Annotated in this window: 12 protein-coding genes and 2 pseudogenes; 5 read left to right on the top strand and 9 right to left on the bottom strand. The window is 59.6% G+C overall.

Annotation, left to right across the window (positions count from 1 at the left end; translation table 11 throughout):
- Positions 1 to 498: 498 nt before the first annotated feature.
- From ACZRN6_RS35925 to merT, 7 genes are read right to left on the bottom strand one after another with little or no spacing between them, the layout of a single operon-like run.
- Positions 499 to 1,488 carry a DUF3330 domain-containing protein gene (locus ACZRN6_RS35925; RefSeq protein ID WP_024552207.1) on the bottom strand — a complete coding sequence of 330 codons (990 nt, stop codon included), beginning with the start codon at positions 1,486 to 1,488 and terminating at the stop codon, positions 499 to 501.
- Positions 1,485 to 1,721, bottom strand: coding sequence for a broad-spectrum mercury transporter MerE (merE, locus tag ACZRN6_RS35920; protein ID WP_021138754.1), 237 nt, complete (start codon positions 1,719 to 1,721; stop codon positions 1,485 to 1,487). The genes ACZRN6_RS35925 and merE overlap by 4 nt, the downstream gene beginning before the upstream one ends.
- Positions 1,718 to 2,083, bottom strand: a complete 366-nt coding sequence (gene merD, locus ACZRN6_RS35915; RefSeq protein ID WP_021138753.1) for a mercury resistance co-regulator MerD — start codon at positions 2,081 to 2,083, stop codon at positions 1,718 to 1,720. The genes merE and merD overlap by 4 nt, the downstream gene beginning before the upstream one ends.
- Before the next feature lie 17 nt (positions 2,084 to 2,100).
- On the bottom strand, positions 2,101 to 3,786 hold the full coding sequence (merA, locus tag ACZRN6_RS35910; protein WP_024552206.1) for a mercury(II) reductase: 1,686 nt from the start codon (positions 3,784 to 3,786) through the stop codon (positions 2,101 to 2,103).
- A 39-nt stretch (positions 3,787 to 3,825) separates the two neighbouring features.
- Complete coding sequence (merC, locus tag ACZRN6_RS35905; RefSeq protein ID WP_024552205.1) at positions 3,826 to 4,248, bottom strand: organomercurial transporter MerC; 423 nt, start codon at positions 4,246 to 4,248, stop codon at positions 3,826 to 3,828.
- A 27-nt stretch (positions 4,249 to 4,275) separates the two neighbouring features.
- A complete protein-coding gene (gene merP, locus ACZRN6_RS35900; protein ID WP_045735837.1) occupies positions 4,276 to 4,551 on the bottom strand; it encodes a mercury resistance system periplasmic binding protein MerP in 276 nt (91 codons plus the stop codon).
- Between the two features lie 12 nt (positions 4,552 to 4,563).
- A complete protein-coding gene (merT, locus tag ACZRN6_RS35895; RefSeq protein ID WP_024552203.1) occupies positions 4,564 to 4,914 on the bottom strand; it encodes a mercuric ion transporter MerT in 351 nt (116 codons plus the stop codon).
- A 71-nt stretch (positions 4,915 to 4,985) separates the two neighbouring features.
- Here merT and merR point away from each other — a divergent pair, with 71 nt between their 5' ends.
- From merR to ACZRN6_RS35870, 5 genes and pseudogenes are all read left to right on the top strand, one after another.
- Positions 4,986 to 5,420 carry an Hg(II)-responsive transcriptional regulator gene (gene merR / locus ACZRN6_RS35890; protein WP_024552202.1) on the top strand — a complete coding sequence of 145 codons (435 nt, stop codon included), beginning with the start codon at positions 4,986 to 4,988 and terminating at the stop codon, positions 5,418 to 5,420.
- A 54-nt stretch (positions 5,421 to 5,474) separates the two neighbouring features.
- A complete protein-coding gene (locus ACZRN6_RS35885; protein WP_045735839.1) occupies positions 5,475 to 6,083 on the top strand; it encodes a DUF6088 family protein in 609 nt (202 codons plus the stop codon).
- A 154-nt stretch (positions 6,084 to 6,237) separates the two neighbouring features.
- Complete coding sequence (locus ACZRN6_RS35880) at positions 6,238 to 6,552, top strand: hypothetical protein (RefSeq protein ID WP_224490795.1); 315 nt, start codon at positions 6,238 to 6,240, stop codon at positions 6,550 to 6,552.
- Between the two features lie 66 nt (positions 6,553 to 6,618).
- Positions 6,619 to 7,416, top strand: a pseudogene (gene rlmF / locus ACZRN6_RS35875) (23S rRNA (adenine(1618)-N(6))-methyltransferase RlmF); the annotation flags it as partial.
- A 167-nt stretch (positions 7,417 to 7,583) separates the two neighbouring features.
- Positions 7,584 to 8,492: a haloalkane dehalogenase gene (locus ACZRN6_RS35870; protein WP_045735840.1), complete on the top strand. Its 909-nt coding sequence runs from the start codon at positions 7,584 to 7,586 to the stop codon at positions 8,490 to 8,492.
- A gap of 122 nt (positions 8,493 to 8,614) precedes the next feature.
- Here ACZRN6_RS35870 and ACZRN6_RS35865 read toward each other — a convergent pair.
- Both ACZRN6_RS35865 and ACZRN6_RS35860 read right to left on the bottom strand, forming a co-directional pair.
- A pseudogene (locus ACZRN6_RS35865) lies at positions 8,615 to 9,496 on the bottom strand (SbcC/MukB-like Walker B domain-containing protein); the annotation flags it as partial.
- 1,366 nt (positions 9,497 to 10,862) lie between these two features.
- Complete coding sequence (locus ACZRN6_RS35860; protein ID WP_463918298.1) at positions 10,863 to 11,519, bottom strand: zincin-like metallopeptidase domain-containing protein; 657 nt, start codon at positions 11,517 to 11,519, stop codon at positions 10,863 to 10,865.
- Positions 11,520 to 11,638 lie beyond the last annotated feature (119 nt).

Raw genomic sequence — 11,638 nt, 5'->3', positions numbered from 1 at the left:
CCGGCAGCAGCCCGTCGTTGCCTGATGGATCCAACCCCTCCGCTGCTATAGTGCAGTCGGCTTCTGACGTTCAGTGCAGCCGTCTTCTGAAAACGACAGGTTGAACGCCAAAGAGGGGGCGGGAGCGCTGCAACCGGAGCAGCGTCAGAGCCTCCAGAATCGCCCACACAACGCGGAAGCTGTCAGTCAGGGGGCAAGCCTACCTTGGCACCAGAAACGCGCCCAGGAGGCCGCAGGGGGCGATTTTGGCCGCTGCAACTGTCCAACCTTGGCCGGGCCTCGCCGGGCCGAGTGGGGCGGCCTTCGACCAGGGCGGGCCGGCGACCGTCCGTCGGGCATGGAGGGGACGATAGAGAAAACGGACAAAATCGTACGCTAAGCGTGCGGCCTGTCAGGTTGAGGCCCTAGAGGTTGCAGGCGAGTCGTCAGAAAATGCTGGAATCGGCCCTATTCTGACACTGCCCAAGGTTCCGGCCTGACGCCCAGTTAGGGCATGCCTCAATCTGACGGCGGCGAACCGCAAGCGTTCAGTTCGGCGCTCGTTTCGGTCGCGTTGCTTGCCCGCGCCTGGAAGCGTTGATAACACTCCAGCCCGCAGAAGCGCTCGACGTACTCCGCACCTTCCGGTGTGAAGGCGGCGTCGAGCGGGATTTCCTTGCAGCACACGCAGCAACTGGTGGCAGTCGGATCATTTGCATTCATGGTGGCACCCCTCCATTGACTGACAAAGGCGGCGAATGCCGCCGCCGGCACTGGCTTGGCGAACAGGAAGCCTTGCCCCGTATCGCACTCCGCTTGCCGCAACAGCGCGAGACTGGTCGGCGTTTCCACGCCCTCGGCCACCACGTCCATTCCCAGCCCGTGCGCAAGCTGAATCACGGTGTGCACGATGGTCCGGTCGCGGTGGTCGTCGGCGAGTCCGGCGACGAAGGACTGGTCGATCTTGAGCTTAGTAATCGGGCAGCACTTCAGGTGTTGCAGACAGGAATACCCCGTCCCGAAGTCATCGGCAGCGAAGCGCACACCGATCTGTCGCAAGGCTTCCAGGGCTGGGAAGATCGCCGGATTGCCGAACGCGACCGATTCGGTCAGCTCAATTTCCAGATACTCGGCAGGCAACTCGGCGTCAGCCAGCACGCCCTTTACCCACCCGTCGAAATCCGGTCCTACCTGGCTCGCCGAAACATTGACGGCGAGCCGGAACGGTTGCCATGCCAGCATCCGCCATTCGCGCATCTGGCGGCAGGCGGTGCCCAGCACCCAAGCGCCGATTTCAGGCATCAAGCCGGACGATTCGACCACGGGCAGGAACTGGCCCGGCGGCAAAAGTCCGAGCTGCGGATGACGCCAGCGCAACAGGGCTTCCGCACCGACAATCTGGTCACTGCGCAAATCGACAATCGGCTGGTAGTGCAGCTCAAACTGCCCGCGCACAACCGCCTGCGCCAATTCGGTCGCCGTCCATCTGGCGGGCAGTGATGTGCTCACGATCTTTCCTTGAAGACCCGCAACAGCCGCGTCACGGACAGGACAAACAAGCCGGTCAGCGTGATGGCTGCAATACCCCAATGCTCCCCGATGAACGCGCCGGCCGTCGTCCCCGCGAGCACCACAGCGAGAATCGGCAAATGGCAGGGACAGGTGAGCACGGCCAACGCGCCCCACAGGTAGCCGGTGAACGGCTTGTGTGTCTCGGTCGGCAAGCGCTCGGGGCTGTTCATGGCAGACTCTCCGCATGCTGTACCAGCTCGGTCGGCATGGTGGCCAACTGCACCTCCAGATCGGCCAATGCTTCGCGCCGACGTTCGACGAACTGGCGCAGCACGGCAAGCTGCGCGGCCGCTTCGTCGCCGTCCGCGGTATCCAACGCCCGGCACAGCCGCGCCAGCGCGTCGAGACCGATACCCGCTTCGAAAGCAGCCCGCACGAAGCACAGCCGTTGCAAGGCCGCATCGTCGAACAGGCCGTAGCCGCCAGGGGTGCACGCCACCGGCCGCAGCAGTCCGCGCAGCAGGTAGTCGCGCACGATGTGCACGCTCACCCCGGCATTAAGGGCCAGCCGGGACACCGTGTAGGCGTTCATCGAACACCTCCTTTTTCTCACCCGGCGCAGCAGGAAAGCTGCTTCACATCCTTGTTAAAGGTCTGCGCCGCGAGCTTCAGTCCCTCGACCATCGTCAGATAGGGGAACAACTGGTCGGCCAGTTCCTGCACGGTCATCCGGTTACGGATGGCGAGTACCGCCGTCTGGATCAGTTCGCCGGCTTCCGGCGCGACCGCCTGTACGCCGATGAGCCGTCCACTACCTTCCTCGATGACCAGCTTGATGAAGCCGCGTGTGTCGAAGTTGGCGAGCGCACGCGGCACGTTGTCCAAGGTCAAGGTGCGACTGTCGGTCTCGATCCCGTCGTGCTGGGCCTCTGCCTCGCTGTAGCCCACGGTGGCGACTTGCGGATCGGTGAACACCACGGCAGGCATGGCGGCAAGGTTAAGCGCCGCGTCACCGCCCGTCATGTTGATCGCCGCACGGGTGCCGGCCGCTGCCGCCACATAGACGAACTGAGGCTGGTCGGTGCAGTCGCCGGCCGCGTAGATGTCCGGCGTGCTGGTCCGCATGCCGACGTCGATGACGATAGCGCCTTGCAGGTTGAGCGCGACACCTGCCGCGTCCAGCGCCAGGCTGCGCGTGTTGGGCGAGCGACCGGTGGCGACCAGCAGTTTGTCGGCGCGCAGCTCGCCGTGCGCCGTGGTGAGCACGAATTCGCCGCCCTCGTGCGCGACCTGGCTGGCCTGGGTGTGCTCCAGCACCTCGATCCCTTCGGCGCGGAACGCCGCCGTGATTGCCTCACCGATGGCCGGGTCTTCGCGGAAGAACAGGGTGCTGCGTGCAAGAATCGTTACTTTGCTGCCCAGTCGGGCGAACGCCTGCGCCAGTTCCAGCGCTACCACCGACGAACCAATCACGGCCAGCCGCTCAGGAATGGTGTCGCTGACCAGTGCTTCGGTGGAAGTCCAGTACGGCGTGTCCTTCAGGCCGGGAATCGGCGGCACGGCCGGACTCGCGCCGGTGGCAATCAGGCAACGGTCGAACGCCAGCACACGTTCGCCACCACCGTTGAGTTGCACGGTCAGGCTGTGCGCGTCCTTGAAACGGGCTTCGCCGTGCAGCACGGAGATGGCGGGATTGTCATCCAGGATGCCTTCGTATTTGGCGTGGCGCAGTTCGTCGACGCGCGCCTGCTGCTGGGCCAGCAACCGCTCGCGCAAGATCGTCGGCGGTGTGGGCGGCATGCCGCCATCGAACGGGCTTTCTCGGCGCAAGTGGGCGATGTGCGCGGCGCGGATCATGATCTTGGACGGCACGCAGCCGACATTGACGCAGGTGCCGCCGATGGTGCCGCGCTCGATCAAGGTGACGTGCGCGCCTTGCTCGACGGCTTTCAGCGCCGCCGCCATCGCCGCGCCACCGCTGCCGATAACGGCAATATGCAATCCGCCACCGTCACCACCAGCCTTGTCGCCGCTACCTAGCCATTCGCGCATCTTTCCGAGCAAGCCACCGCCCACCGGAGGCACGGGCGCGTCGGCGAGCGTGGCCCGATAACCGAGTCCGGCCACGGCGGCAGTCAACGCGTCCGGCGATATGCCGGCCTCGACGGCGAGTTTGGCGCTGCCCTTCGTATAGGAGACATCCGCCGACTGCACGCCGGGAACTTTCTCCAGGGCTTCCTTGACGTGCGTCGCACACGAGTCACAGGTCATGCCGGTGATTTTGAGGGTGGTCATTCATCGTTCCTTTTCTGTGTTGGCCGCTGGCTCACGCAGTCAGTCGTGTTTCGCGGGGAGTTCGCAGCCATCCGGGCCGCAGCGGCGATTTACCGGCGAAACCAAGTCCCAGATCGACACGCCGATCATCAGGGCTAGGCCGGTGTATACGAGGCGTGCTGTCCACCAGTTGCCAAGCAGCCAGACGGTTCCGGCGAACACGATGGCTGGCCCGATCATGCCGAGCAGGCTGCGGTGCCATTGCCGATGACTCAGCCAGCCCAGTGCATTCGCCAGCAAAGCCACGACGGCGAACAGCGGTAACAGCGTGGAGATAAACAACCCTTCGTATTCCTGTAGAAAGCTCAGCCCGATGGCCGCGCCCAAGCTGGCGAGGGCCGGGAAGCAGGCGGCGCAGCCCATCGCTGAAACAACGCTGCCGAGCGCGCCAGCCTTGTCGGCAATGCGTGTGATCATCCCCATGATCGCCCTAGGCTCTGGTTCAGTGGCTCACTGCTTGACGCTGGAGGGATAGCCCGCGTCTCTGGTTGCCTTGGTCAGCTTCTGCACGCTGGTCTTGGCATCATCGAAGGTGACCACCGCTTCGCGTGTCTCGAAGGTCACGTCAACTTTGCTGACGCCTTCGACCTTGGAAATCGCCTTCTTGACGGTAATCGGACAGGCAGAGCAGGTCATGCCCGGTACGGACAGTGTGACGGTCTGGGTAGCGGCCCACACGGGGGCAACAACGGCGGCGAGGGCGAGGGAGGCAAACAGTTTCTTCATGGTGAACTCCGATCAGTAGAAAAATGGCATGACATAGGGAAATCCGAGCGCGACCAGAACCAGCACGGCCACGACCCAGAAAATGAGCTTGTAAGTCGCTCGCACTTGGGGAATCGCGCAGACCTCACCCGGTCTACAGGCTTGCGCAGGGCGGTAGATGCGCCGCCAGGCGAAGAACAAGGCTACCAACGCTGCGCCGATGAAAATCGGGCGATAGGGCTCCAGCACGGTCAGGTTGCCGATCCATGCCCCGCTGAATCCCAAGGCGACCAAGACCAGCGGCCCGAGGCAGCAGGTCGAGGCGAGGATGGCGGCCAGTCCGCCAGCGAAGAGCGCGCCGCGCCCGTTTTGTGGTTCAGACATGCGCTTGTCCTTTCGAATTTGAATTGGATAGCGTAACCTTACTTCCGTACTCATGTACGGAGTCAAGTGATATGGAAAACAATTTGGAGAGCCTGACCATTGGCGCTTTTGCCAAGGCGGCCGGGGTCAACGTGGAGACGATCCGGTTCTATCAGCGCAAGGGCCTGCTGCCGGAACCGGACAAGCCTTACGGCAGCATTCGCCGCTATGGCGCGGCGGATGTGACGCGGGTGCGATTCGTGAAATCGGCCCAGCGGCTGGGCTTCAGCCTGGATGAAATCGCCGAGCTGTTGCGGCTCGATGATGGCACCCACTGCGAGGAAGCCAGCAGCCTGGCCGAGCACAAGCTTCAGGACGTGCGCGAAAAGATGGCCGACCTGGCGCGCATGGAAACCGTGCTGTCTGAACTGGTGTGCGCCTGCCATGCGCGGAAGGGGAATGTTTCCTGCCCGCTGATCGCGTCGCTACAGGGCGGAACAAGCCTGGCAGGGTCGGCTATGCCTTAGCGTGCTTTATTTTCCGTTTTCTGAGACGACCCCTATTTCAAAAACCAGCCATCCATGAAATCCCTTTCCGCGGCAATCATCGAACACAGCAGGCTTCTTCCTGAAGGAGGCATCCTTGCACCAAACGAATTCCTTCACTTGGCTGACCGTGCTTCGGTGGACCAAGCATTCTCTCGATTAGCCAAGGGCGGGGAGTTAATGCGGATTTCACGCGGCCTCTATGTGGCGCCGGTCACCGGGCGCTTCGGCAAACGCGCGCCGGCGACGGAGAAGGTTATCAGTGCGATAGCTTCGAAAAGCCATCAGGTAATCGCGTTAAGCGGTGCCCGCGCAGCGAACCTTCTAGGGCTAACGCAACAGGTGTCGATTAGGGAGGTATTTGTTACCGGCGGACGGCCGAGAACCCTGCAGCTAGGCAAGGCTCAGGTGAGAATCGAGCATGCGCCGCATTGGCAAATCGCCCTCGGAACAACCATTGCTGGCGACGCTGTACGTGCGCTTGCCTGGCTGGGGAAACCCCACGCCCCAGAGGCAGTCGCCAAGCTGCGCACGTGCCTGTCGAGTAACGATTGGCAGATTTTGATATCGCATAGATCAAACCTTCCTCAATGGATGGCTGAAGCGATTGGGCGCGAAGCAGTCTTTGCTGAGCAGGGCTTCTGATGCTCGTTTAAATACAATAATTTAGAGAACGAATGTCCTAATTTTGCCTTATCTCGGCAAGACTCAGTTACGTCCTGAAAAGTCTTTATAAAACATGCGGATAGGAGGGAAGTGAGTGAATTTTCCCTTTATCTCGGCATGACCCCTTCTAGGGCTGACGCAGCAGGTGTCGATTAAGGAAGTATTTATCACCAGCGGACGGCCGAGAACCCTGCAATTAGGCAAAATTCAGGTGAGAATCGAACATGCGCCACAGTGGCAGGTCGCCCTCGGAGCGACCATTGCTGGCGACGCTGTACGTGCACTTGCCTGGTTGGGCAAACCCCACGCCCAAGAGGCAGTCGCGAAGCTGCGCACGTGCCTGTCGAATAGCGATTGGCAGGTCTTGAAATCGCATAGATCCAAGCTTCCTCCATGGATGGCTGAAGCGATTGGGCGCGAAGCAGTCTTTGCTGAGAAGGGATTCTAATATTCGTTTAAATACAATAATTTAGAGAACGAATGTCCTAATTTTTGCCTTATCTCGGCATGACCCCTAAAAGTCTTCAACCGCGCCCTGCTCAAACAGTTCTACGGCATTGCCCACTGGGACATTCCTGCCGACTATCTATGCCCGCCGATCCCCGGCCGCGCAGACTACCTGCACTACATCGCCGACTTGCTCGGGAAAAGTAACGCAGGGGTTATTCCTCGTGGCGCACAGGTGAATGCGCTAGACGTGGGTGTTGGCGCCAATTGTATTTATCCGCTAATTGGCCATCGCGAATACGACTGGCACTTCGTTGGCAGTGATATCGCCAGCAGCGCAATTGCCTCAGCCGGTGCGATTCTCAACGCCAATCCGGGGCTCGTTGAAGCCATCGAGCTACGCCAGCAAAACGACAGCACGCATATTTTTCAGGGCGTTATCCGCGCCGAAGATCGCTTTGATATCACCCTGTGCAACCCGCCGTTTCATGCCTCCGCTGAGGAAGCCACGCAAGGCAGCACCCGCAAATGGCGTAACCTTGGCAAGCTCGACCCCAAACGCAAATTGCCGGTACTCAACTTCGGCGGCCAAGCTGCTGAGCTTTGGTGCAAGGGCGGCGAGGCGGCGTTTGTTAGCCGTTTAATCAGCGAAAGCGCTGAACACGCCCAACAGGTGTTTTGGTTCAGTAGTTTGATCTCCAAAGCCGGCAACCTCGGCGGCGTTTACAGTGCCCTGAACAAAGCTGGCGCATTGGAAGTACGCACCGTTGAAATGGCTCAAGGGCAAAAACAAAGCCGTTTTGTCGCTTGGACATTCCTCACCCCAGAACAGCAACAAGCCTGGCGCCAAGAACGCTGGAGCTAAGCCAGCCCCAGAGTTAGCCACGCGTTGCCAGCCCGATAACGCGCGAGCCGCCCACGCGCCAAAGACTCACTGAGCGTAATAACGCAGCATTCACAGAGTCAAAACACGTGTACACAGGCGGCGCGCGTGCGCACCATGGCTGACCGACACTTAGCGAGGCGAACAATATGGATTTTTTACGCACCCCAGATCGACACTTCGAAAACCTTCCCGGCTACGCATTCGAGCCCAACTACCTGATGGTGGATGACAGCGAAGGCGGTGAGTTACGCATGCATTATTTGGATCAAGGTCCAGCCGCTGGCGCAGTGGTTTTATTGCTGCACGGTGAGCCATCGTGGAGCTACTTGTACCGCACAATGATCCCCACACTAGTTGCTGCAGGCCATCGCGTTATTGCCCCAGACCTCATCGGTTTTGGTCGCTCAGACAAACCCAGTAAACGTACCGACTACACCTATCAGCGCCACGTTGACTGGGCGCAATCGCTGCTCGACCAGCTAAAACTGAGTGACGTGACCTTGGTTTGCCAAGACTGGGGCGGCTTGATTGGCTTGCGTTTAGTCGCAGAAAACCCAGCCCTATTTGCTCGCGTGGTTGCCGCCAACACCATGCTCCCAACCGGTGATCACAACCCAGGGGAGGCCTTCAAAAGCTGGCAGCAATACTCACAACAAGTACCAGAGTTCCCCACTGGAGCGATCATCAACCGCGCCACCACCACAGAGCTATCGCAAGCGGTGCTAGACGCCTACGACGCGCCCTTCCCTGACGAAAGCTACAAAGAAGGTGCACGGCAATTTCCCTTGTTGGTGCCCACCACGCCTAACGACCCTGCCGCCGATAAAAACCGCGCAGCATGGGCAGTACTGATGAAGTGGAACAAACCCTTTTTGACCGCGTTCAGTGATTCAGACCCGATCACCAAAGGCGGCGACAAGGTGCTGCAAAAGCTGATACCGGGCACACACGGCCAAGCGCATACCACCATCGTCAATGGCGGGCACTTTCTGCAAGAGGATCAGGGCGAAAAGCTGGCAGAGGTTGTGGTGATGTTTATCGCGGCGAACCCTTGATGTGCCGAGAACTGTACCGAAGACTCAGCGCTTAACGGCAAACTAGCCAGTGCATGCCTCCAGTAATCCTTGCAAAGCATCTGTCTCGATCTCACTCGCCGAGACAGGTGCCTCGCAAAGGACTATACCGCGAAGCGTTTATCCAGCCCGCTGTAGCCCATGCCAATTGCCTTATGCACTTTTAACTGCACCGGGATGCGCTCTTTGAGCGCTTCAACATGACTGATGACGCCGATCATCTTGCCGCTGGCATTCAGGCTGTCGAGTGCATCCAGCGCCACCTCAAGTGTTTCAGCGTCGAGGGTGCCGAAGCCTTCATCGAGGAACAGCGAGTCGATACTGGTTTTGTGGCTGACCAAATCCGACAAAGCCAACGCCAGCGCAAGGCTGACTAAAAAGCTTTCACCACCAGACAAGGTTTTGGTGTCCCGCGCAACATCCGCCTGCCACGTATCGACCACCTCAAGCTCCAGCTCACCCAGAGACTTGCGCGCCAACTGATAGCGTCCATGCAAGCGTTCAAGCTGCTGATTAGCTAAGTAGACCAAGTGATCGAGTGTTAATCCTTGGGCGAACTTGCGAAATTTAGCGCCATCCGCCGAGCCGATCAGGCTGTTGAGTTGCTGCCAAGCATCGTAATTGGATTGTTGCGCACGGATCTGCGCAAACAGGCTTTGTTGGCTCAGGCGCCGCGCATCATCACCTTGCAGTTGTGCACGAATCTCACCTTGGCGCTGGCTCAGGTTGCGCAACTGTGTTGCCAACTGTACAAGCTGTTGCGCCAGCGCCTCATCATCCAGATCGACCAGCACTTTCGACTGCTCAACCGACTGCAATTCAGCAAAGCGCTGCGTGCAATCGTGCGCCAAAGCCTGAGCGGCAGTGGCTGCGTTGTTTAGGCGCTGCTGAAGCTCGCGCAAGCTCGCGCGTTCAGCGTCATCCAATAACGCCGCCATAAACTGCGCCTCATCGGCAAACTGGCTAGCCGCCAAAGCGTTCTGCCAGTCGTTATTTTGCGCGGCTAACTCACGCTGCTCGTGCTCGATACGCACTTGCACCGTTTGCAGTTGCCCCCACAGCTGATCACGCTGCTGTTGCGAAGCCTGCCAACTACGCTGCAATGCTTGTAATTGCTCATGCGGGTTATCAACCGCCGGCAACTCCGCTAACGGCTCTTGCGCTTGCTCAAGCCAGTGCTGCTGCCAGGTTTGTGCGTGCTCGTGCGCCTGTTGCAGTGCATGCGTTTGCGCTTGCAACTGCGTAGCCAAACTCAGGCTTAACGCCTGTTCAGCCTGCCAGCCTTGCCATGCTTGCTGTTGTTCACGCAGCCAATCGGCAGGCGCTACAGGCATGTTCAAACCCAGCACCTGCAAACAGCTACTGAGGCGTTCCAAGCGTTCGGCATGCTTGCTGGTGAGCAACTGCAGTTGGCTAATACTGTCGTGGTGACGCTGTTGCACATGGCTCTGTTTACTGGTCAGCGTATCCAATTGAGCGCTGCATTTACTGTGCTCAAGCTCAGCCGTCATCACCCCATCGGCGGCTTGCTGGGCGACTAACTTGAGTTGGTCGAGCTGGCTCATGCGCAACTGTTGCTGCTGCATGTGCTGCTCGTGGTCGTGTTGTGCGGCCTGCAATGCGCTGGCATCCGCAATTGCCTGCCCGAGCGATTCACAGGCTTGCTGCCAGCGCTGATCCGCCTCAGCCAACCCCTGTCGTGCAGCACTAACTTGCGCTTGAGCCTGGGCTATTTGTGTTTCCACCACAGCCAGGCGCTTGTTCAGCGTCTCGCCTTGTGCCCGCACCGCATCTTGCTCAAGCTGTTTGGCCTGCAAGGCTTGCACAGTTTGCGACGGGTTAAGCGCTTGATACTCGGCAATCGCCGGGTGCTCATGCGAGCCACACAGCGGACAGGCCTCATCGGCTTGTAGGGCGGCGCGGTATTGTTCTAACTGTTGAATACGTTGCTCTTGCTCAAGCAGCTTTTGTTTGTCGGCGATCTGCTGTTTAAGGTCGACAAACTGACTGCGCAGCGCCTCACGCTGCTGATTTAACTGCGCTTGCTCGGCTTGCTGAGCTATCAGTTGCGCCTGCGCTTGAGCCTGCTGATCAACAAACTGCTGACGCTGAGTCAGCAGCATTGCCAAACGCTCCAGCTGACGCCCACGCTCGGTTAATTGCTGAGTTTGCTCACGTAAGGCTGCGTCATTATGGCCGCCAAACAATCCATCCAACTCCGCGCGCGCGGTGTTTGCCGCCAGCTCAGCTTGTTTAAGCTGAGTCGTCGCTGCGTGCAAAACCGTTTGCTGCTGGGGTAACTCAGCTGCTAGCTGAGCCAGTTGGTCATCCAGTTGTTGTTGCTTCTCACGCTCAGCGGCTTGCTCTTGCTCGCTCACCGCCAAGGAGTCGAACTGCTCTTGCCACGCGGCCAGATGCGCACCTATCCGCCTCGTACTCGCCAGCATTCGACCAGCGAAGCATTGCCTTGAGGCCGTTAGCTTCGGCAGTGCGCTCCAGGGTCTGCCACGACTCCAGGGCGCTGTATCCAGGATTGGCGTTCTTGTGGGCTTCCTGGATATGGGCCAATACCTCGGCCTGCTCTTGGCCTAGCTGCGCGGTGTCCACCTGGTGGTCTTGAACTTGCTGCTGTTCAAACGCCAGGACGAAAGCCTGGATTTTCTCGGCATCCGCGGCTGCCCGGAAGATCTCAAGTGGATCTTCTTGCAGCACCTTGATCCATGACCCGACATACGCAACGTGCTGACCAGGATCGTGGCCAATACCCAGCTCGTTGCCCAGGATCATGCTGGAAATCTCTGCCCGCAACTCTTCCTTGGCGTACCCCTCCGACCCGAATGGGTTGGACAAGTCACGGTCAAGCCGCGAAGGGTGGCCAGTCCAATGCCCCAGCTCATGCAGTGCGGTCGCGTAGTAGTTGTCGGCCGAGGGAAACTGGCCGCGCTCGGGCATGGTGATGCTGTCGGTTGATGGCCGGTAAAACGCCCTATCACCGCCTGCATGTGTGATGCGCGCCCCTGATTGTTGCCGCTGACCGAAAACTGACCCAGTAGAGGCTGTTCTGCCGACTGAAAACTGACCCAGGTGTTCAACTGCTTCTGCTCAATTTTTGAGCAGGAGAACACAGG

The sequence above is a fragment of the Pseudomonas sp. A125 genome, from assembly GCF_055409485.1.
This window is presented reverse-complemented; position numbering and strand designations above follow the sequence as displayed.